Below are 20,620 nucleotides of genomic sequence, written 5' to 3'. Positions count from 1 at the left end.
GGGTTCAATCGGGGAAAGCGGGTTTTGGGCGATTATCGAACATAAGATTGGCTGGGGATTTGTGTTGTCTGTTCCGACGATGAGGCCAGTCCTGGCGCCACAATTTTCCCGCAGCCAACAAAAAGCCCACCAAAAGGTGGGCTTCTAGTTTTACCGCGCTATCAGAACAACTTCATCTTCGGCGCTTCTTCTTTCAACGGCTCGTTCTTCGCCGTCTGCTGGTTCCAGCCACCGCCCAGTGCCTTGTACAGATTGACGGCACTGACCAGTTGCGCCAGACGGTCGGTGATCAGTACTTGTTCAGCACTGAACAGCTGACGCTGGGCATCGAGGAAGGTCAGGTTGCTGTCGACACCAATGCGATAACGACGCTCGGCCAGACGGTAGTAGTCCTGGTTCGCGGTGACGAAATCACGCTGGGCCTGCAACTGATCGGTGTAGGTCTGGCGGGCGGCCAAGCCGTCGGCGACTTCCTGGAAGGCCGTTTGAATGGACTTCTCGTAGTTCGCCACGCCGATGTCTTTCTGGATTTTTGAATAATCCAGGCTGGCGCGCAGGCTGCCGGCGTTGAAGATCGGCAGGTTGATCTGCGGCTGGAACAACCAGGTGCCCGAACCGCCCTTGAACAGGCCGGACAGGTCAGGGCTCAGGGTCCCGGCGTTGGCTGTCAGGCTGATGCTCGGGAAGAACGCAGCCCGCGCCGCACCGATGTTGGCGTTGGCGGCTTTCAGGTTGTATTCGGCCTGAAGGATGTCCGGACGACGTTGCAGCAAGTCCGATGGCAGACCGGCCGGCACGTCGCTCAGCAGGTCGTCAGCCAACGGCTTGGCCGCTTGCAGATTGGCCGGGACGCCCGTGCCGAGCAGCAACACCAGGCTGTTTTCATCCTGGGCGACTTGACGAGTGTACTTGGCCATTTGCGCGCGGGCGTTTTCCACCGAGGTACGCGACTGGGCCAGGTCCAGCGCCGAGGCGACCCCTACTTCGTTGCTGCGAGCGGTGAGCTTGTAGCTCTCCTCGAACGCAGCCAGGGTGTCCTGGGTCAGTTTCAGCAATTCCTTGTCGGCCTGCCAGGTCAGGTAGGCGTTGGCCACACTGGCCACCAGGCTGATCTGCGTGCTGCGGCGCGCTTCTTCAGTGGCGAAGTACTTTTGCAGTGCTTCTTCGCTCAGGCTGCGAACCCGACCGAACAGGTCGAGTTCATAGGCGCTGATGCCGACGGTGGCCGAGTAGGAACTGGTGATGTCCGCTTGGCCGGTCTGTGATGCCCGGGCCGGGACCCGCTGGCGGCTGCCGGTGCCGTTGGCCGACACGGCCGGGAACAGATCGGCACGCTGGATGCGGTATTGAGCCGCAAAGGCGTCGATGTTCAGTGCCGCGACACGCAGGTCACGGTTGTTTTCCAGGGCGATCTGAATCAGTTGTTGCAGCGCCGGATCATGGAAAAACTGCTTCCAGCCCTGTTCGGCGGCAGCCTGGGCAGGCGCCTGGGCCGACGAATACGCCGGACCTTGCGGGTACTGGCCCGCCACCGGTGCTTCAGGCTGCTGATAATCGGGAATCAGCGAGCAGCCACCGAGCACGAAGGCGGCAACAGCCAGGGAAAGTAGCGACTTGCTCATAAGCCAGCCTCTTTAGAAGGTTCAAGAGCGTCGTCCTGGTCAACGATTTTGCGCTGCCCCATGGCCGACACGGTGACGAAAAACAGCGGGACCCAGAATATCGCCAAAACGGTGGCGGTGATCATACCGCCAATCACCACCGTACCGATGGCGTGCTGGCTACCCGAGCCGGCGCCGCTGGAAATGGCCAGTGGCACCACGCCGAGGACAAACGCCAGGGAGGTCATGATGATCGGGCGCAAACGCATGCGGCATGCCTCGATGGCGGCCTCCTGCAAGCTCTTGCCCTGTTCATGCAGGTCTTTGGCGAACTCGACGATCAGAATGGCGTTTTTCGCCGCCAGACCAATGGTGGTCAACAGGCCCACCAGGAAGTACACGTCGTTGGACAGACCGCGCAAGCTGGTCGCCATCAAGGCACCGATAATCCCCAGCGGCACCACGAGCACCACCGCAATCGGAATCGACCAGCTTTCATACAACGCGGCCAGGCACAGGAACACCATCAGGATCGACAACGCGAACAGCGCCGGCGCTTGCGAACCCGCCAGTCGTTCTTCGTACGACAGGCCGGTCCAGGAAATACCGACACCGGCCGGCAGTTTCTTGGCCAGGGCTTCGACTTCGGCCATGGCTTCACCGGTGGAATAGCCGGGGGCCGGGGCACCGAGGATTTCCATCGCTTCTACGCCGTTGTAACGCGACAGTTTCGGCGCACCGTAAATCCACTCACCCTTGGCGAACGCGGAGAAGGGAACCATGGTGCCGGCGCTGTTGCGTACGTACCATTTCTTCACGTCTTCAGGACTCATGCGCGCCCCCGGCTGGCCTTGCACGTAAACCTTCTTCACCCGACCGCGGTCGATGAAGTCGTTGACGTAGCTACTGCCCAGCGCAATCGACAGGGTGCTGTTGATGTCGGCGATGGTAATGCCCAGGGCACTGGCCTTCTCGTCATCGATTTCCAGTTGGTATTGCGGTTCGTCGTTCAGACCGTTCGGGCGGACCTGCGACAGCACCTTGCTCTGCGCCGCCATCCCGAGGAATTGGTTGCGTGCAGCCATCAGTGCGTCGTGACCGATACCGGCACGGTCTTGCAGGAACACGTCGAAACCGGTGGCGTTACCCAGTTCCAGCACTGCCGGAGGGGCGAACGCAAACACCATGGCATCACGGAAGGTGAAGAAATGCTGTTGGGCACGGGCCGCGACTTTGAACACGCTGTTTTCGGCGTTACGTTCGTCCCACGGTTTGAGCATGATGAACGCCATACCCGAACTCTGACCACGGCCTGCGAAGTTGAAGCCGGTCACGGTAAACACCGAGGCCACTGCGTCACCTTCGCCGCCTTCAGTGCCCGGACGAAGCAGGAACTCACGCATCTCGTCCACCACCACTTGCGTGCGCTGGGAACTGGAGCCGGCCGGGGTTTGCACCTGGGCAAACAGTACACCCTGGTCTTCTTCCGGCAGGAACGCGGATGGAATGCGCAGGAACAACCAGATCATGCCGATGACGATGATCACGTACACCAGCAGATACGGCACCTTGTTGCGCAGAATGTTGCCAACGCCGCGCTCGTAGCTTTTCACGCTACGGTCGAAGTTGCGGTTGAACCAGCCGAAAAATCCGCGTTTCGGGACGCCGTGCTCACCCTTGGGGATCGGTTTGAGCATGGTGGCGCAGAGCGCCGGGGTAAAGATCAGGGCGACCAGTACCGACAGGGCCATGGCCGAGACGATGGTGATCGAGAACTGCTTGTAGATCACGCCAGTGGAACCGCCGAAGAATGCCATCGGCAACAGTACCGCCGACAGCACCAGGGCAATACCGACCAGTGCACCCTGGATCTGCCCCATGGATTTCTTGGTGGCTTCCTTGGGTGACAGGCCTTCTTCGCTCATGACCCGTTCGACGTTCTCCACCACGACGATGGCGTCGTCCACCAGCAAACCGATGGCCAGCACCATACCGAACATGGTCAGGGTGTTGATGCTGAAGCCGAACGCCGCGAGGATCCCGAAGGTGCCCAGCAATACGACTGGCACGGTCATTGTGGTGATGACGGTGGCGCGGAAGTTTTGCAGGAACAGGAACATCACCAGGAACACCAGCGCGATCGCTTCGACCAGGGTTTCAACCACACCCTTGATCGACTCGGTCACCACTGGAGTGGTGTCGTACGGGAATACCACTTCCATCCCTTGCGGGAAGAACGGCTTGAGGGATTCGATGGTCTTGCGCAGCGCTGTTGCAGTGTCGAGGGCGTTGGCACCGTTGGCCAGTTTCACCGCCAGACCCGAGGCCGGGCTGCCGTTGAACTGGGCGCTGATCGAGTAGTTTTCACCACCCAGAGCGACATCTGCCACATCGCCGACACGCACTTGCGAACCATCCTTGTTGACCTTCAGCAGGATGGCCTTGAACTGCTCAGCGGTTTGCAGACGGGTCTTGCCGATGATAGTCGCGTTCAATTGCTGACCGGCCACGGCAGGCAAGCCACCGAGTTGACCGGACGACACCTGGACGTTTTGCGCGGCGATGGCGGTTTTCACGTCGCCCGGGGTCAGGTTGAAGTTGTTCAACCTGGCCGGGTCGAGCCAGATCCGCATCGCGTACTGGGCACCGAAGACCTGGAAATCACCGACACCGGCGGTCCGCGAGATCGGGTCCTGCATGTTCGACACGATGTAGTTGGACAGGTCGTCCTTGGTCATGCTGCCGTCGCGCGACACCACGCCGATCACCATCAGGAAGTTTTTCACTGCCTTGGTCACGCGGATACCCTGTTGCTGCACTTCTTGTGGCAGCAGCGGGGTGGCCAGGTTCAGCTTGTTCTGGACCTGAACCTGCGCGGTATCGGAGTTGGTGCCCTGCTCGAAGGTCGCGGTAATGGTCATGCTGCCGTCGGAGTTACTTTCCGAGGAGACATAACGCAGGTTATCGATACCGTTGAGCTGTTGCTCGATCACCTGGACCACGGTGTCCTGCACGGTTTGTGCAGACGCGCCCGGGTAGGTCACAGAGATCGCAATGGCCGGAGGCGCAATGCTCGGGTATTGGTTGATCGGCAGTTTGAGGATCGATAGTGCCCCGACCAGCATGATGACCAGGGCAATTACCCAGGCAAAAATCGGACGGTCGATAAAAAATCTGGACATGGTTTACTCCCCTTTGCCGCTGGAAGCCTTGTTAGCTACCTGTGCGGGGGCCGGGTTCTTTGCGCCAACGTTAGTCGCTTCACTGGCCTTAACTTCGACGCCAGGTTTAACGAATTGCAGTCCTTCGGTGATCAGGCGGTCGCCGGCCTTCAGGCCGTCTTCGATCAGCCATTGGTTGCCGACGGTGCGGCTGGCCTTGAGGTGACGCAGTTCGACCTTGTTGTCCGGGCCGACGACCAGCGCGGTCGGGGTGCCTTTGAGATCACGGGTCACGCCTTGTTGCGGGGCGAGGATCGCCGCGCTGTTCACACCAGCCTGCAACTGGGCGTGTACAAACATGCCGGGCAGCAGGGTGTGGTCAGGGTTCGGGAATACCGCACGCAAGGTCACGGAACCGGTGGTCTGGTCCACGGAGACTTCCGAGAACTCGAGCTTGCCTTCCTGTTTGTACTGGCTGCCGTCTTCGAGGGTCAACTTGACCTTGGCCGCGTTGTCGCCGGATTTTTGCAGACGACCGCTTTCCAGTTCGCGGCGCAGTTCCAGCAGCTCAACCGAAGACTGGGTGACGTCAACGTAGATCGGGTCCAGTTGCTGAATCACCGCCATCGCTTCGACCTGGCCGCTGGTAACCAGCGCGCCTTCAGTCACAGTCGAGCGGCCGATACGGCCGGAGAGAGGCGCGTAAACCTTGGTGTAACGCACATTGATCTGGGCGCTTTGCAGAGCGGCCTCCGATTGCAACCGGTTAGCCAGGGCCGTGTCGTATTCCTGACGGCTCACAGCCTGTTCGCTGACCAATTGCTTGTAGCGGTCGGAAATCGATTTGGTCTGCTGCAGGTTGGCTTGGGCGCTTTTCAGGGTGGCTTCATAAACCGCCGGATCGATCTGATACAGCTGCTGGCCGGCCTTGACGTCGCCGCCTTCCTTGAACAGGCGCTTGAGAATGATGCCGTTGACCTGAGGGCGAACTTCGGCGATGCGGTACGCGCTGGTACGGCCCGGAAGTTCGGAGGTCAGGGTAAAGGCTTGAGGTTGCAGAGTAACGACGCCGACCTGAGGGGGTGGTGCGGCAGGTGCCGCCTCTTCCTTTTTGCATCCGCTGAGCAGCGATGCCAAGGCGAGGGCGGTGACCAGAGCGGTAACAGCTGGCTTGAATTGCATGAAAATCCTCGGGTCAGGCGCGCAAATTGCGCACTCGAAATGTAGAGAAGTAAAAAATGTGCGCTGAGTGGATAAGTAGCTTGCTAAGGAATATACTTACGTTCATGGTTGTTTGTAAATACCTTGGCCGTGTATCCACATCGTTACGAAAGCCGTTCAAGGGTTCGAATTGTAGGCCGGTGACGACGCCCGAGAGCGATCGCTCCACTTTTATTCAGCTGATGTTCAGACATCGCTGAAGCATCCTGATTGAGGTTGTACTGCCATGGTCCGTCGCACCAAAGAGGAAGCTCAAGAAACCCGCAGCCAGATACTGGAAGCGGCAGAAAAGGCCTTTTACGAAAGGGGCGTGGCGCGCACGACACTGGCGGATATCGCTACCCTGGCCGGGGTCACTCGCGGCGCTATCTACTGGCATTTCAGCAACAAGGCGGATCTGGTGCAGGCCATGCTTGATACCTTGCATGAGCCGCTGGATGAAATGGCCAAGGCCAGTGAAAGCGAAGATGAGCTCGATCCCTTGGGTTGTATGCGCAAACTGCTGATTCATTTGTTTCATCAAGTTGCCCTGGATCCGAAAACCCGACGCATCAATGAGATTCTGTTTCATAAGTGCGAATTCACCGATGAAATGTGCGACCTGCGCCAACAGCGTCGAGAGGTCAGCCTCGATTGCAATGTGCGAATCGCCCTGGCGCTGAGTAATGCGGTCAACCGGGGGCAGTTACCGGAAGACCTCGACACTGCGCGAGCGGCCATCAGCATTCATGCGTATATCGATGGCATCCTGTATCAGTGGCTGTTGGCGCCCGACAGCTTTCAACTGCATATCGATGCCGAGCGTTTGGTTGATACCGGGTTGGATATGCTGCGCTTGAGCCCCAGTCTGCGCAAATGAAACAAAATACCTAATGGGGGTGCTTTTATATACGCACGCTCGCCCGCTTGATAGGTAGTGAGCTACCTGATTTGTAGTGATTTTGTGAGTAACCCGGTTGCAAAAAAGCCCCGGCTCTTTCGAGTCGGGGCTTTTGCGTTTCAAGGTGAGGAATGCTTACAACACCGGGTAGTCGATATAGCCGACCGGGCCCTTGGCGTAGAACAGTTCAGGACGCGCCTCGTTCAGCGGCGCATCGGCCTTCAACCGTGCCGGCAAGTCCGGGTTGGCAATGAATGGCACGCCGAAGGCCACCGCATCGGCCTTGCCGCTGGCGAGCCAGGCGTTGGCGCTGTCCTTGGTGAAGCGTTCGTTGGCGATGTACGGGCCGCCGAACGCTTCTTTCAATTGTGGACCCAGGCTGTCGCCATCTTCTTTCTCGCGGGAGCAGATGAAGGCGATGCCACGTTTGCCCAGTTCGCGAGCAACGTAAGTGAAGGTCTCGGACAGGTTGTCATCGCCCATGTCATGGAGATCGGCACGGGGTGACAGGTGCACACCCACGCGGCCCGCGCCCCAGACTTCGATCGCGGCATCGGTCACTTCCAGCAGCAGGCGAGCGCGATTTTCCACGGAACCGCCGTAGTTGTCGGTGCGCTGGTTGGTGCTGCTTTGCAGGAACTGGTCGAGCAGGTAGCCGTTGGCACCATGGATTTCCACACCGTCGAAACCGGCTGCCTTGGCGTTCTCGGCGCCGACGCGGTAGGCGTCGACGATGTCGGCGATTTCAGCGGTTTCCAGGGCGCGTGGGGTTGGGAAGTCGGCCAGTGGGCGAACCAGGCTGACATGGCCTTTTGGCTGAATGGCGCTCGGTGCGACCGGTGTTTCACCGTCCAGATACGACCCATGGGAAATACGGCCGACATGCCACAGTTGCAGGAAAATCTTGCCGCCCGCACCGTGGATAGCCTTGGTTACGTTAGCCCAGCCACGTACCTGATCGTTGGACCAGATACCCGGGGTGTCCGGGTAACCGACGCCCATCGGCGTGACCGAAGTGGCCTCGCTGAGGATCAGGCCGGCCGAGGCGCGTTGTACGTAGTACTCGGCCATCAGCGCGTTTGGCACGCGGCCTTCGTCGGCGCGGCAGCGGGTCAGCGGCGCCATGATGATGCGGTTGGCCAACTCGAGGTCGCCCAGTTTGATCGGATCGAAAATAGTCGTCATGAAATAGCTCTCCGGTAGAGATCAGTTGGTAGCAGGGGCCAGTTCGGGATTGCCGTTCTGACGGAAAGTAATCAGGGTCACCAGCAGGGCAAGTACTGCCAGTGCGGCTGCCGCGAGAGGAACGCTGGTCAGGCCGAAACCGTGGGCGATGACGCTGCCGCCGACCCAGGCACCCAGTGCGTTGCCGATGTTGAAAGCGCCGATGTTCAGGGTCGACACCAGGTTCGGTGCGGCTTTGCCGTAGGTCACCACGTTCACTTGCAGGGCGGGCACGGCGGCAAAGCACGCAGTGGCCCAGAGGAACAGGGTGATTTCGGTTGGTATCAGCGCAACGCTGGTCCAGGTCAGTACGGTCGAGATCACCGCCATCGAGATAAAGACGCCGATCAATGTGGCGGCCATGCCTTTGTCAGCCAGCTTGCCGCCGATGATGTTGCCGACCGTCAGGCCGAGCCCGATGAGCATCAGGGTCCAGGTCACGCCTTTGGGCGAGACGCCGGTGACATCGCCGAGCAGCGGGGCGACGTAGGTGAACAGGGTGAATACCGAAGCTGCGAACAACGCGGTCATGCTCAACGACAGCCAGATCCCGGCGCCTTTGAGGGCGCGCAGTTCGGCGCGCATATCGAGTTTCTCTTCATCGCGCTTGGCCGGCAGGAAGCGGATCAGGCCAATCAATGCGATCACGCCAATCACGGTCACCGCCCAGAAGGTCGAACGCCAGCCGGCTTCCTGACCGAGTGCGGTGCCCAGCGGAACGCCGAGTACGTTGGCCAGGGTCAGGCCGGTGAACATCAAGGCTACGGCCGAAGCGCGCTTGTTCGCCGGCACCAGACCGGCCGCCACCACCGAACCGATACCGAAGAACGCACCGTGGCAGAGGGCGGTGACCACGCGGGCAAACATCAGCACGTTGTAGTCGGTAGCCATGGCACAGAGCAGGTTGCCAACGATGAAAATCCCCATCAACGCTACCAGCGCAGCCTTGCGCGGCAATCTGGAGGTGGCCAGTGCCATGAACGGCGCACCGATGGCCACGCCCAGGGCATAACCGGTCACCAGCCAGCCGGCGCCAGGGATCGACACACCGAGGTCGGCCGCCACATCGGGCAGCAAGCCCATGATGACGAACTCGGTGGTGCCAATGGCGAAGGCGCTCAAGGCCAGAATGAGTAGCGAGAGGGGCATTGTTCAGTTCCTTGTCGGAGCGCTGAGCTCCTTGACGATGGCGTCGAGGAACGCCTGAATCACGTCCTCGTTGCGTTTGAAGAAGTGCCATTGACCGGCTTTCTGGCTGCTGATCAGTCCCGCACGTTGCAAGGTCGCCAAATGGGCGGACACGGTCGACTGCGACAGGCCGCAGCGTTGATCGATCTGTCCGGCGCAAATACCGTACTCGTGGTTGTGGAGCTGTTCCGGGAACTGGGTTTTGGGATCTTTCAGCCAGATGAGGATGTCTCGGCGTACTGGGTGTGCCAGGGCTTTTATTATTTCGTCGAGGTCGATGGTCATGGTTTGGGCTCGTGATGAATAAAACGCTATATCGCGATGAGGCGAACTTTAAATCGGTACTTCGCGATATACCAATATGATTTTGGTCTGACGACCGAGTAATTCGGTATATCGGGTTATAACGATATTGAGGGCGTAGTGCTAAGCTGCGCGGCATGAACTATCTCGCACATCTGCACCTCGGTGGCCAGCGCCCCGGTCAATTGCTCGGCAGTCTGTATGGCGATTTCGTCAAAGGGCGGCTGCAAGGGCAGTTCGATCCGGAGATCGAAGTGGCCATCCAGCTGCATCGCAGCATCGATGTCTTTACCGACCGCCATCCGTTGGTGGACGTTTCGTTGTCACGGTTTTCCATGACCCGCCGGCGTTACGCCGGGATCGTGCTTGACGTGTTTTTCGACCATTGCCTGGCGCGGGACTGGACGTTGTACGCCGACCAGCCGCTGGAGCAATTCACTTCGGGTGTGTACCGGGTGCTGTCCGCCGAGGCGCAATTGCCGGAGCGTCTGGCGCAGATCGCGCCGCACATGGTCGCTAATGACTGGTTGGGTTCTTATCGGGAATTTGCGGTGCTGGAGCAGGTGCTGCGGGGGATTTCACGGCGGCTGACGCGGCCGGAGGAGCTGGCCGCAGCGATGCAGGAGTTGCGAGTGTTGTATGAGCCGTTGAGTGATGACTTTCGGTTGTTCTATCCGCAGCTTCAGGATTTCGCGCAAACGAAGCAGATCTAATGTGGGAGCGGGCTTGCCCGCGATTGAGGTGGTTCAGTCAACATAGATGTTGGATGATCCGGCCTCATCGCGGGCAAGCCCGCTCCCACAGGGATATGTGTTCAAGCCGCGATTGCGGGGCGCAGAGGTTCCGGTTGGGCCTGCGGAATCACCCCAAACAACGCCTTCTGCACCGCCTGCTGCGCTTCAAACGCCAGCGCCGCACGCTCGCGACCTTCGCACGCGATCGGCTTGAGCAAATGAATCTCCACCTCACCCCGATCATGGGCAAACAAGCGCATCAAGTGCGAGAGCAAATCATCATCGCCAATGAACGGTGCCAGTGAATCGAGCTGCCCGTCGCGCAGATAACGAATCGCCACCGGCTGCAACTTCACTTCGGAGTCGATCGCCGCCGACAGCAATCGACCATGAAACGTGCGCAACGTGCGGCCATCGGTGGTAGTGCCTTCCGGGAACATCAGCAGCGGATGTTCCTGCTCCAGATGACGGGTCATCTGTTTGCGGATCAACTGGCTGTCGCCCGACCCTCGGCGAATGAACAAGCTGCCGGCCTTGGCCGCCAGCCAGCCCGCCACCGGCCAGGTGCGCACTTCGGCCTTGGACAGGAACGACAGCGGCGTGAGCATGCCTAGCAGCGGAATGTCGGTCCAGGACACATGGTTGCTGACCCAGAGCATCGGCGACTTCGGCAATTCACCGTGCACGGTCACGTGAAAGGGCAGGGCATTGCTCAGGCGCGCCATGAAAAATCGCGACCAGCGCTGGCGCCGGACCATCGAATGAGCAATCCCCAAACGCTCGAACAACCCGAACACACTGGCCATGCTCAACCCCAGCGCCACCACCACCAACACTCGCGCAATCCGCGCGTAAATCCGTAGCCGACTCATCACACGGCCGCCTTGAAATGTTTGGCATAACGCGGGCAGAGCTCGTCGCGCTTGAGCAGGATGAATACGTCGGCGACCTGGAAGTCTTCGTCCCAGCACGGCTCGCCGCAGATCTTCGCGCCAAGGCGCATGTAGGCCTTGAGCAGCGGTGGCATTTCGGCGATGACGTTGGACGGGATGTCGAGGCTCGGCAGTGGTTTTTTCGGTTCTGCCCGCAGGTGTTCAGTGCACAGATAACGTTCGCGCAGGCGCTGCATGATCGCGTGGGCCTGAATGCCGCCGTCCTGCATCGGGATGCTCGCGCACCCCATCAAATAGCTGTAGCCGCCCTGGTTCAGGACTTCGGCCAGTTCGCCCCAGAGTACCGCGATGGTGCCGCCGTTGCGGTAGGCCGGGTCGACGCAAGTGCGGCCGATTTCCAGGATCGGGCCTTTGAGATGGACCAGGCCGTGCAGGCTGAATTCTTCTTCGCTGTAGAACTTGCCCAGGCTGCTGGCGGCGGTGTGGTCGAGCAAACGGGTGGTCGCCACCAGACGCCCGGTGTTCAAATCACGCACGCCGATGTGGGCGCAGTGAACATCATAGTCATCCATGTCCAGACCCAGCTCCGCGCCTTTCAGCTTGGCGTTGAATTCGCCACTGAACACGTTGAAGCGCAGGGCCTGGGCTTCCTGCAAGGCCTCGGCGCCCACCAGGCGTTCGGCTTGCAGGCGGCGTTCATTGCCGGTGTCGCTGATGCGGGCGATCTGAGTCATTGCGAATCTCCGTACGGGCCGGTCACCCGTCTTGGGTTGCAGCCGATCGACTTTCTTTATGCAGCCGTGTTGTGCAAAGTCAGGCTATGTAGCCCCGGTGTCATCGCCATGAAGCTTTGGTGATGCTTATATGACAGCCTTTGAGGAGCCTCTTATGCTCTGGCAAAACCTGCTGCGCCGCTGTGAACGCCTGCCCGCCACCCCGGACCTGAGCGAGGGTTTCGCGACCTTGTTGCACCAGTTGGGCAACGTCACGCCGTTCGAACTGGCGGTGGCCGGCGGACGTTTGATGTCAACGCCCGGGTTGGCGTTTCTGGTGGGCTATCAGGCAGCGTTGCGCATGCTCTGGCCGAGCGCGCCGCTGAGCCTCGGTGCGTTGTGCGCGACCGAACAGCGCAGCCTGCGGGTGGCAGACATGCAGACCCGTCTGCGGGATTTGCGTCTGAGCGGGCGCAAGGATTTTGTCACCGCAGGCGATGCCGCCGATTGGCTGCTGATCGCTGCTCGCAGTGAAGCCCCCGATGAAAAACCGCGCCTGAGTCTGGCGGTGGTCTATCCCGATGAGCCGGGCGTGCGCCTGGAGAAACTGCCGGCGATCCCGTTGATGCCAGACATCAGCCATGGTCGGCTGTTTCTCGATAACGCTCAGTGCGAACTGTTGGCGGGGGATGGCTGGGAGGCTTACATCAAACCGTTCCGCACCCTTGAAGACATTTACGTGTTGAGCGCCATGACCGCCTGGCTGTACGGCGTCGGTCAGGACAGCGACTGGCCGCAAGCCTTGCAACTGCGTTTGCTGGCGCTGCTGGCCGGGTGCGCGGAAGTCAGCCGGCAGGCGCCGAATAATCCGTCCGGGCATGTGTTGCTCGGTGGCTTGTTTGCGCAGTTCGATGGGCTCAAGGCCGAGGTGGCGCTGGCACTGGCCGATGGCCCGCAGCATTGGGCGCAGATGTGGCAGCGTGATCAGGGCGTGATGGAGTTGGCGGCGGGGGCGCGGGGGAAGCGGTTGGCCAAGGCACTCGCGGGTTCTTCGCTGGATTGACCGGCCCCTTCGCGGGCAAGCCCGCTCCCACAGTGAGCGGTGGTGCGACACAGATGGTGAGCAACACACAATCCCTGTGGGAGCGGGCTTGCCCGCGAAGACGACCTCATTGGCAACACAAATCCCGGAACTGTCATCAATGGCGACTAGGCTCAGCAGGTCCATCCCTCCGAGCCCCCACCATGTTCAAAGGCTTGTCCCTGATTGCAGGGCTGTTGCTCAGCCTCACGGCCCACGCCGAATACTGGCCTGCCGAGCAATGGTCAACCGGTCCGACAGTCAGCGGGCCGGCGCTTCAAGCGCTGGAGACTTACGCCTTCCCACCCCGTGATGAGGCCACCCGACAAGGCATCCGCACCGACGCCTTGCTGGTGATCCGCGACGGTCAACTGATCTACGAACGCTACGCCGGTCCGACCACCGCCGACACCCCGCACCTGACCTGGTCCATCAGCAAAAGCCTGATGGCCACGGTCCTCGGCGTGGCCTATGGCGAAGGTCTGTTCAAGCTCCAGGACCCGGTGCAGACATTTTATCCACCGCTGCAAAAACACCCGGCCATGACCATGGCCGACCTGCTGCATTGGGCCTCGGGTCTGGACTGGCAGGAAGACTATGAATACGCGCCGTTGAAATCCTCGGTGGTCGCGATGCTCTACACCCGTGGCCACCCGGACATGGCCGCGTTCACCGCCGATCACCGTGAATACGCCAAACCCGGTCAGGCATTCCGCTACTCCAGCGGTGACAGCAATTTGTTATCCGCTGCACTGAAAACCATCGTCGGCCCGACCCGCTATCCAGACTATCCATGGAAGGCTTTGTTCGAACCCTTGGGGATTCGCCATGCCGTGTGGGAGGCCGACGCCAAGGGGACATTCGTCGCTTCGTCCTATGCCTACCTCACCGCCAGGGACCTGGCCCGCATCGGGCTATTGATGGCGCGCGACGGCCGTTGGGGTGAGCGGCAATTGCTGCCCAGGGACTGGGTCACGTTCAACCGCGAACCGTTCGCCCGCTATCAAGCCAATCAAGACGAGGCTGTGCCCGGCGGCCATTGGTGGCTTAACCGCGCGGTGGAAGGCGCCGCAAAACCCTGGCCCGATGCACCTGCCGACACCTTCGCCGCGTTGGGTCATTGGGGGCAGGCGATGTACGTGATTCCCGGCGAAAACCTGGTGATCGTTCGTTACGGCGATGACCGCGACGGCAGCTACCGGCACAACGATTTTCTCAGACTCGTGCTCCAGGCATTTGCTGCGAAGGTGCAGCCATGAAGCGTCGCAGCTTTGTTCGTCGTCGACCGCTCGGCACGCTGTTGTTGATCCTGTCGATCGCCTTGCTCGGCTGGATCTGGCAGGAGCGCGTGGCGCTGTGGGCCTTCCCGGACATCATCAGCGGCTATACAGCCAAGGAATATTGTTCGTGCCGTTACGTGATGAACAACCCGGCGGAGTACTGCCGCGGCTACGTGAAGCAGTGGCTGCCGACCAGCGGCTTTACCGATGACGCCGCCAGCAAGCGCGTCACCGTCAGCGGTATGGGCCGCAGCAACAGCGCGCAATGGATCAGCGAACGCCAGGGCTGCCGCTTATCACCTTGAAACGCCACTTTCCCTGTAGCAGCTGGCGAAGCCTGCGTTCGGCGGCGCAGCCGTCGTAAAACCACGCTCTGCGGTGTTTCAGAAAGAGCAAGGTGGCTGGATTGGCGACGGCTGCGCCGCCGAACGCAGGCTTCGCCAGCTGCTACACGTTTGCAATTGGCTCGCGGGCGGTTAAGGTTCGTGCAGGTTTATCTGCCCCACGAGTCTCTATGTTCAACCGCTTCCTCTGCAAAACCCTCGCCTCCCTGCTGCTGGCCGGTGTCACCGTGTCGGCCCAGGCCAATTGGTACCTCGACGGTGAGTCATCGCGGCTGTCGTTCATCAGCACCAAAAACACCAATATTTCCGAGGTGCAACGCTTTCTGGTGCTGCACGGAAAGGTCAGCCCTAAAGGCCTGGCCGAGGTGGAAGTCGAGATGGATTCGGTCAACAGTGGCATCCCGCTGCGCGATGAACGCATGCGCAAGGACCTGTTTGAGATCCAGACGTTTCCCCAAGCGCTGATCACCACGCAGATCGATCTGCGGCCGATCAACGATCTGGCGCCCGGCGCGCAACTTGAATTGCGCCTGCCGCTGACCGTCAACCTGCATGGCAAACAACACGAATACAACGCCGAACTGCTGGCGACTCGTCTCGATGACCGGCGCTTCCAGGTGGTAACCCTCGAACCGCTGATCATCAATGCCGCGGATTTCGACCTGGCCCCCGGGCTGGAAAGTTTGCGCAAGGTCGCCGGTTTGTCGGCCATCAGTTTGTCGGTGCCGGTGGGTGCGGTACTGATTTTCACGGCGCGCTGACATGGCTGGCGCAATTTTCCCCTGGCGAGAAGGCAACCGTTTTGAACTGTTGATCGACGGGCCGCAGTTTTTCCCGCGGATGTTGGTCGCGATTGCCCGCGCCGAAGAGCAGGTCGAACTGGAGTTGTACCTGGTGGAGGCGGGAGCCTGTGCCGAAGCGATGGTTCAGGCGCTGGTCCAGGCTGCCGAACGTGGCGTGCGCGTGCGCTGCCTGTTCGATGATTACGGCAGCCTCGCGTTCACCCTGACCTTGCGTCAGCGTTTGATAGCGGCGGGTGTTGAGCTGCGTTTTTACAATCGCCTGAGCTGGCGGCGCTGGTTGGGCAACTTCTACCGCGATCACCGCAAGTTGTTGCTGGTCGATCAGAGCATGGCCGTGGTGGGCGGTACCGGGGTGACCGATGAATTCTGGACACCGGGCGAAGACACCAGCGAATGGCACGAAGTGATGGTGGAAATCACCGGGCCCTTGGTCATCGACTGGCAGTTACTGTTCGACCGCCAATGGATCGCCAACCGTCATCGGCGCGCATGGAAACCTTCTGCTCATTTCGGCTTGCCGCGTCTGCCGCGCGTGCCGGCCATGGGCGATGGCATGGGCCGGGTCGCCTATGCCGACGCCCGCCAGCACCGGGACATCCTGCAATCATTGACTCGCGCGCTGAACAGCGGCCAACGGCGGATCTGGCTGGCGACGCCGTATTTCCTGCCGACCTGGAAAGTCCGTCGCTCACTGCGCCGGGCTGCCGCCCGCGGTGTCGATGTGCGCCTGCTGCTGACCGGGCCACGCACCGATCACCCGTCGGTGCGCTACGCCGGGCATCGCTACTACCCGCGATTGCTCAAGGCCGGGGTGGCGATCTTCGAATACCAGCCGTGTTTCCTGCACTTGAAAATGGTCCTGGTCGACGACTGGGTGAGCATCGGCTCGTGCAATTTCGATCACTGGAATTTGCGCTTCAACCTGGAAGCCAATCTTGAGGCACTGGACGCGGGACTGACGCGGGCGGTGGCGGCGAGTTTCCAGCGGGACTTTGCGCAGAGCCAGGAAGTCAGTCTGGACGCATGGCAACGCCGGCCGCTGTGGCGGCGGGTGAAGCAAAGGGTGTGGGGATGGGTGGATCGGCTGGTGGTGAATCTGCTGGATCGACGGGGCTGATACTGACTCAACCACATCCAAAAAACACTGTAGGAGCGGAGCTTGCTCGCGATGGCGGTGTAACAGTCAACATAGATGTTGGATCAGATCGTTCCCATGCTCCGCGTGGGAATGCAGCCCGTGACGCTCTGCGTCACTGGACGCGGAGCGTCCCTTGAGGCATTCCCACGCGGAGCGTGGGAACGATCAGTCCGCGCGGGGGATTAGAGCAACTCGAAGCTCTGCTGCGTCACGTCCTTGGAATCCAGGCCGATCTCCACATTGAACTTGCCCGGCTCGGCAGCGAACTTGAGCTGGGTGTTGTAGAACTTCAGGTCATCTTCGGTGATGGTAAAGCGCACGACTTTCTGTTCGCCGGCCTTGAGCATGACTTTCTGGAAGTTCTTCAGTTCCTTGATTGGGCGGATCATCGAGCCGGTCACGTCCTGGATGTACAACTGCACCACGGTTTCGCCGTCACGCTTGCCGGTGTTTTTCACCATGACGCTGGCGTCGAGCTTGCCGGTTTTGTTCAGTGTGGTCGACGACAGCGCCATGTCGCTCAGGCTGAAATCGGTGTAGCTCAGACCGAAGCCGAACGGGAACAGCGGCCCGGTGGTGTCATCGAAATACTGCGAGGTGTAGTTGCCCGGTTTGCCCGGCGTGAACGGCCGGCCAATGCTCAGGTGGTTGTAGTAGGTCGGAATCTGACCCACCGAACGCGGGAAGGTGATCGGCAGTTTGCCCGACGGGTTGTAGTCGCCGAACAGCACGTCAGCGATAGCGTTGCCGCCTTCGGTGCCGCTGAACCAGGTTTCCAGGATCGCGTCGGCCTGTTCCTTCTCTTCGAGAATCGACAACGGACGGCCGTTCATCAACACCAGCACCAGCGGTTTGCCGGTGGCTTTCAGGGCCTTGATCAAGTCGCGCTGGTTGGACGGGATGTTCAGGTCGGTGCGGCTCGACGATTCGTGGGACATACCACGGGATTCGCCTACCGCGGCCACTACCACATCGGCATCCTTGGCGGCTTTCACCGCTTCGTCGATCAGCACTTGGGCCGAACGCGGATCGTCCACCACTTCCGGTGCGTCGAAGTTGAGGAAGTTCAGGTAATCCAGGATCTCCTTGTCGCTGGTAATGTTGGCGCCACGGGCGTAGATCAGCGTCGATTGCCCGCCCAGTGCCGTGGTCATGCCGTCGAACAGGGTGACCGATTGCGCCGGACGGCCGGCGGCGGCCCAGCTGCCCATCATGTCGATCGGTGCCTTGGCCAGCGGGCCGACCAGGGCGATTTTCGCGGTTTTCTTCAGCGGCAGGGTTTCACCCTGGTTCTTCAGCAACACCATGCTGCGGCGCGCAACATCACGGGCCTCGGCGCGGTGCAGGCGGCTTTCGGCGTACGTGTCGACCGGATCATCCTCAGCCTTGCCGATGCGCAGGTACGGGTCCTTGAACAGGCCCATGTCGTACTTGGCGGCGAGTACCTCACGCACGGCGTTGTCGATGTCGCTTTGCTGAATCTCACCCGCCTTCAACAACCCCGGCAGCTCTTTGCCGTAGAGGGTGTCGTTCATGCTCATGTCGATGCCGGCCTTGATCGCCAGCTTCGCGGCCTCGCGACCGTCACGGGCGACGCCGTGTTTGATTAGCTCGAAAATCGCCCCGTGGTCGCTGACGGCCAGGCCCTTGAAGCCCCATTGCTTGCGCAGCAGGTCGTTCATCAGCCAGGTGTTGGCGGTGGCCGGCACGCCATTGATCGAGTTCAGCGCGACCATTACCCCGCCAGCACCAGCGTCGATAGCCGCACGGTACGGTGGCAGGTAGTCCTGGAACATCTTGACCGGGCTCATGTCGACGACGTTGTAGTCGCGACCGCCCTCGACCGCGCCGTACAGGGCAAAGTGCTTGACGCTGGCCATGATGCTGTCGGCCGCGTTCGCGCCCGTGCCCTGGAAGGCCTTGACCATCACGCCGGCAATGCGCGACACCAGGTACGTGTCTTCGCCGAAGCCTTCGGAAGTCCGGCCCCAGCGCGGGTCGCGGGAGATGTCGACCATCGGCGCGAAGGTGATGTCGAGGCTGTCTGCCGCCGCTTCCTTGGCGGCGATGCGCCCGGACAGGCCGATGGCGTCCATGTCCCAACTCGAGGCCAGGGCAATCGGAATCGGGAAAATGGTGCGATGGCCGTGGATCACGTCATAGGCGAAGAACATCGGGATCTTCAACCGGCTGCGCATGGCCGCGTCCTGCATCGGACGGTTTTCCGGGCGGGTGATCGAGTTGAACGTGCCACCAATGTTGCCGGCGGCGATTTCCTTGCGGATCATCTCCCGTGGCATTTCCGGGCCGATGCTGATCAGGCGCAACTGGCCGATTTTTTCATCGAGGGTCATTTGCTTCATCAGGTTGCTGATGAACGCGTCCTTGTTTTCCAGAGGTGTGGGCGTCGTAGCGGCCAATACGTTATGACTGGCCAGGCTGACGAACAGGCCCAGCAAACACAGCTTCTTCATGAATAGTTTTCTCAAAAGCCAAAACGGCAGTGAATACGCGCCGGTCAGCCAAAATTTAGGGAGCGACTATTGTTGTTCAGGTAAATGCAGCACACTTCGGCGTGTTTTCGCGCTGGGGCATCTTTTAGCCCATCGGCTCGATGCAATCCAGTAGCGGCGGCAGATTATGCCCCAAGAGCCGGGTTCAAAGTTCGAAGGTTGTTTTTCAACGGAATGTGCAAGGGAGCATCAACCAGATGAATGTACGACACCACTATCGGTCGAGCCTGCAAGTTGCAGCCTTGATATTGCTGACCACACTGCTGGCCGGCTGCGGCATCAATACGATTCCGACCCTCGACGAACAGGCCAAGGCCGCGTGGGGCCAGGTGCAGAACCAGTACCAGCGCCGCGCCGACCTGATTCCCAACCTGGTGGAAACCGTCAAGGGTTACGCCCAGCATGAGCAGGAAACCCTGACCGCGGTGATCGAAGCCCGGGCCAAGGCCACCTCCATTCAAGTGGATGCCAGCACGCTGGACAACCCGGAAAAGCTCAAGCAGTTCCAGCAGGCCCAGGATCAGCTGACCGGCGCCTTGAGTCGCCTGATGGTGGTGTCCGAGCGTTACCCGGACCTCAAGGCCAACCAGAACTTCCTGGCGTTGCAATCGCAACTCGAAGGCACCGAGAACCGCATCGCCGTGGCGCGTCGGGACTTCATCCTCGCCGTGCAGAAATACAACACGGAACTGCGTACCTTTCCCGGTCGCCTGTGGCACACCGTGATGTACAGCGATTTGCCGATCCGCGAAACCTTCGAGGCCACCAGCCCCGATGCGGAAAAAGCCCCTCAAGTGAAGTTCCAGTAAGCGCCGCAAGGGGCTTGAAGCGTCACCAAGGATGAGGTTGCCAATGCGTGTGTTGAAAGTTGGCCTGGTGCTGTTGCTCTGGGTATTTGCCCTGACGGCCCAGGCTGCGTTGAAGTTTCCGGAACTGACCGGACGGGTCGTCGATAACGCGCAGATGATCGAGCCTGCGGTGCGTGAGCAGCTGACCCAACAGCTTCAGGCCCATGAAAAAGCCACCGGCGAGCAACTGGTGGTGGTCACGTTGCCGGATTTGCAGGGCACCGACATTGCCGACTTCGGTTATCAACTGGGGCGCTATTGGGGTATCGGCCAGAAGGACAAGAATAACGGCGCATTGCTGATCGTTGCGCGTGACGATCGCAAGCTGCGGATTGAAGTCGGTTATGGCCTGGAAGATCGGCTGACCGATGCGCAGAGCTCGGTGATCATCAATCAGGTGATCACCCCGGCATTCAAGACCGGCAACTTCAGCAAGGGCATCAGCGACGGAATCGCGGCGATGCTCGTGGTGCTGGGCGGCAATCCGCTGGATGAGCCATCCACGGTGTATGACTCCGGCGGGAATCAGGAAAGCGACTTTCTCTCACGTCATCCGGGGATCTTCGTGTTTCTGGTGATGCTGTTCATCCTGACGATGTTTGTCTGCCAGATGCTCGGGATCCTGCCCAGCGGCGGCGGCCGGGGCGGTTCGAGCGGCGGGTTCGGCGGTGGAGGCTTTGGCGGCGGTGGAGGCG

At 60.5% G+C, this 20,620-nt stretch carries 18 protein-coding genes; 9 read left to right on the top strand and 9 right to left on the bottom strand.

The genetic code is table 11. The features are described from left to right. Positions 1-161: 161 nt before the first annotated feature. The 3 genes from emhC to AC3WP4_RS27720 are packed head-to-tail and all read right to left on the bottom strand — an operon-like array spanning position 162 to position 5,944. Positions 162-1,622 carry an efflux RND transporter outer membrane subunit EmhC gene (gene emhC, locus AC3WP4_RS27730; RefSeq protein ID WP_102616698.1) on the bottom strand — a complete coding sequence of 487 codons (1,461 nt, stop codon included), beginning with the start codon at positions 1,620-1,622 and terminating at the stop codon, positions 162-164. Next, a complete protein-coding gene (gene emhB, locus AC3WP4_RS27725; protein ID WP_074874202.1) occupies positions 1,619-4,783 on the bottom strand; it encodes an efflux RND transporter permease subunit EmhB in 3,165 nt (1,054 codons plus the stop codon). Before emhB ends, emhC begins: the two co-directional genes overlap by 4 nt. A gap of 3 nt (positions 4,784-4,786) precedes the next feature. Then, positions 4,787-5,944, bottom strand: a complete 1,158-nt coding sequence (locus tag AC3WP4_RS27720) for an efflux RND transporter periplasmic adaptor subunit (protein ID WP_102616699.1) — start codon at positions 5,942-5,944, stop codon at positions 4,787-4,789. A gap of 265 nt (positions 5,945-6,209) precedes the next feature. On the opposite strand from AC3WP4_RS27720, the gene emhR reads away from it, so the two are divergent. Beyond that, complete coding sequence (gene emhR / locus AC3WP4_RS27715) at positions 6,210-6,842, top strand: efflux system transcriptional repressor EmhR (RefSeq protein ID WP_074874205.1); 633 nt, start codon at positions 6,210-6,212, stop codon at positions 6,840-6,842. 156 nt (positions 6,843-6,998) lie between these two features. On the opposite strand, the gene AC3WP4_RS27710 is transcribed toward emhR, so the two are convergent. Genes AC3WP4_RS27710 through AC3WP4_RS27700 form a run of 3 tightly spaced genes read right to left on the bottom strand, consistent with a single transcriptional unit; the run spans position 6,999 to position 9,560 of the window. Further along, the gene (locus tag AC3WP4_RS27710) at positions 6,999-8,048 is read right to left on the bottom strand and encodes an alkene reductase (RefSeq protein ID WP_102616700.1); all 1,050 of its coding nucleotides are present in this window, start codon (positions 8,046-8,048) and stop codon (positions 6,999-7,001) included. Positions 8,049-8,069: 21 nt separating this feature from the next. After that, positions 8,070-9,236, bottom strand: a complete 1,167-nt coding sequence (locus tag AC3WP4_RS27705) for an MFS transporter (protein WP_074874209.1) — start codon at positions 9,234-9,236, stop codon at positions 8,070-8,072. Positions 9,237-9,239: 3 nt separating this feature from the next. Continuing rightward, positions 9,240-9,560 (bottom strand): ArsR/SmtB family transcription factor, encoded by a 321-nt coding sequence (locus tag AC3WP4_RS27700; protein ID WP_074874210.1) that lies wholly within the window; start codon positions 9,558-9,560, stop codon positions 9,240-9,242. Between the two features lie 155 nt (positions 9,561-9,715). On the opposite strand from AC3WP4_RS27700, the gene AC3WP4_RS27695 reads away from it, so the two are divergent. After that, positions 9,716-10,291: an acyl carrier protein phosphodiesterase gene (locus tag AC3WP4_RS27695; protein ID WP_102616701.1), complete on the top strand. Its 576-nt coding sequence runs from the start codon at positions 9,716-9,718 to the stop codon at positions 10,289-10,291. 101 nt (positions 10,292-10,392) lie between these two features. On the opposite strand, the gene AC3WP4_RS27690 is transcribed toward AC3WP4_RS27695, so the two are convergent. Together AC3WP4_RS27690 and olsB are read right to left on the bottom strand one after the other, a co-directional pair. After that, positions 10,393-11,184, bottom strand: a complete 792-nt coding sequence (locus tag AC3WP4_RS27690; protein WP_102616702.1) for a lysophospholipid acyltransferase family protein — start codon at positions 11,182-11,184, stop codon at positions 10,393-10,395. Beyond that, entirely contained in the window at positions 11,184-11,939 is a 756-nt protein-coding gene (gene olsB, locus AC3WP4_RS27685) for an L-ornithine N(alpha)-acyltransferase (RefSeq protein WP_008152922.1), read from the bottom strand. Before olsB ends, AC3WP4_RS27690 begins: the two co-directional genes overlap by 1 nt. Positions 11,940-12,093: 154 nt before the next feature. Between olsB and AC3WP4_RS27680 the strand changes: the two genes are divergently transcribed. From AC3WP4_RS27680 to AC3WP4_RS27660, 5 genes are all read left to right on the top strand, one after another. Next, positions 12,094-12,981: an acyl-CoA dehydrogenase middle domain-containing protein gene (locus tag AC3WP4_RS27680; RefSeq protein ID WP_102616703.1), complete on the top strand. Its 888-nt coding sequence runs from the start codon at positions 12,094-12,096 to the stop codon at positions 12,979-12,981. A gap of 182 nt (positions 12,982-13,163) precedes the next feature. After that, positions 13,164-14,258 (top strand): serine hydrolase domain-containing protein, encoded by a 1,095-nt coding sequence (locus AC3WP4_RS27675; protein ID WP_102616704.1) that lies wholly within the window; start codon positions 13,164-13,166, stop codon positions 14,256-14,258. Then, the gene (locus tag AC3WP4_RS27670) at positions 14,255-14,584 is read left to right on the top strand and encodes an amidase (protein ID WP_102616705.1); all 330 of its coding nucleotides are present in this window, start codon (positions 14,255-14,257) and stop codon (positions 14,582-14,584) included. The genes AC3WP4_RS27675 and AC3WP4_RS27670 overlap by 4 nt, the downstream gene beginning before the upstream one ends. Before the next feature lie 209 nt (positions 14,585-14,793). Further along, a complete protein-coding gene (locus AC3WP4_RS27665) occupies positions 14,794-15,384 on the top strand; it encodes a YceI family protein (RefSeq protein WP_074874219.1) in 591 nt (196 codons plus the stop codon). Between the two features lies 1 nt (position 15,385). Beyond that, positions 15,386-16,543 (top strand): phospholipase D-like domain-containing protein, encoded by a 1,158-nt coding sequence (locus tag AC3WP4_RS27660; protein ID WP_102616706.1) that lies wholly within the window; start codon positions 15,386-15,388, stop codon positions 16,541-16,543. A 203-nt stretch (positions 16,544-16,746) separates the two neighbouring features. On the opposite strand, the gene bglX is transcribed toward AC3WP4_RS27660, so the two are convergent. Then, the gene (gene bglX / locus AC3WP4_RS27655) at positions 16,747-19,038 is read right to left on the bottom strand and encodes a beta-glucosidase BglX (RefSeq protein WP_074874221.1); all 2,292 of its coding nucleotides are present in this window, start codon (positions 19,036-19,038) and stop codon (positions 16,747-16,749) included. A 236-nt stretch (positions 19,039-19,274) separates the two neighbouring features. Between bglX and AC3WP4_RS27650 the strand changes: the two genes are divergently transcribed. Both AC3WP4_RS27650 and AC3WP4_RS27645 read left to right on the top strand, forming a co-directional pair. Continuing rightward, the gene (locus AC3WP4_RS27650) at positions 19,275-19,886 is read left to right on the top strand and encodes a LemA family protein (protein ID WP_074874222.1); all 612 of its coding nucleotides are present in this window, start codon (positions 19,275-19,277) and stop codon (positions 19,884-19,886) included. A 43-nt stretch (positions 19,887-19,929) separates the two neighbouring features. Beyond that, positions 19,930-20,620: TPM domain-containing protein (locus tag AC3WP4_RS27645; protein ID WP_102616707.1), on the top strand; the 691-nt coding region annotated here is incomplete at its 3' end.

The organism is Pseudomonas sp. FW305-20, from assembly GCF_058788075.1.
This window is presented reverse-complemented; position numbering and strand designations above follow the sequence as displayed.

Coding starts and splice junctions, on each gene's coding strand:
- AC3WP4_RS27670 (WP_102616705.1), top strand. CDS start 14,255: ATGAAGCGTCGCAGCTTTGTTCGTCGTCGACCGCTCGGCACGCTGTTG.
- AC3WP4_RS27660 (WP_102616706.1), top strand. CDS start 15,386: ATGGCTGGCGCAATTTTCCCCTGGCGAGAAGGCAACCGTTTTGAACTG.
- AC3WP4_RS27705 (WP_074874209.1), bottom strand. CDS start 9,236: ATGCCCCTCTCGCTACTCATTCTGGCCTTGAGCGCCTTCGCCATTGGC.
- bglX (WP_074874221.1), bottom strand. CDS start 19,038: ATGAAGAAGCTGTGTTTGCTGGGCCTGTTCGTCAGCCTGGCCAGTCAT.
- AC3WP4_RS27720 (WP_102616699.1), bottom strand. CDS start 5,944: ATGCAATTCAAGCCAGCTGTTACCGCTCTGGTCACCGCCCTCGCCTTG.
- emhC (WP_102616698.1), bottom strand. CDS start 1,622: ATGAGCAAGTCGCTACTTTCCCTGGCTGTTGCCGCCTTCGTGCTCGGT.
- AC3WP4_RS27695 (WP_102616701.1), top strand. CDS start 9,716: ATGAACTATCTCGCACATCTGCACCTCGGTGGCCAGCGCCCCGGTCAA.
- olsB (WP_008152922.1), bottom strand. CDS start 11,939: ATGACTCAGATCGCCCGCATCAGCGACACCGGCAATGAACGCCGCCTG.
- AC3WP4_RS27690 (WP_102616702.1), bottom strand. CDS start 11,184: ATGAGTCGGCTACGGATTTACGCGCGGATTGCGCGAGTGTTGGTGGTG.
- AC3WP4_RS27675 (WP_102616704.1), top strand. CDS start 13,164: ATGTTCAAAGGCTTGTCCCTGATTGCAGGGCTGTTGCTCAGCCTCACG.
- AC3WP4_RS27680 (WP_102616703.1), top strand. CDS start 12,094: ATGCTCTGGCAAAACCTGCTGCGCCGCTGTGAACGCCTGCCCGCCACC.
- AC3WP4_RS27665 (WP_074874219.1), top strand. CDS start 14,794: ATGTTCAACCGCTTCCTCTGCAAAACCCTCGCCTCCCTGCTGCTGGCC.
- AC3WP4_RS27710 (WP_102616700.1), bottom strand. CDS start 8,048: ATGACGACTATTTTCGATCCGATCAAACTGGGCGACCTCGAGTTGGCC.
- emhB (WP_074874202.1), bottom strand. CDS start 4,783: ATGTCCAGATTTTTTATCGACCGTCCGATTTTTGCCTGGGTAATTGCC.
- emhR (WP_074874205.1), top strand. CDS start 6,210: ATGGTCCGTCGCACCAAAGAGGAAGCTCAAGAAACCCGCAGCCAGATA.
- AC3WP4_RS27700 (WP_074874210.1), bottom strand. CDS start 9,560: ATGACCATCGACCTCGACGAAATAATAAAAGCCCTGGCACACCCAGTA.
- AC3WP4_RS27650 (WP_074874222.1), top strand. CDS start 19,275: ATGAATGTACGACACCACTATCGGTCGAGCCTGCAAGTTGCAGCCTTG.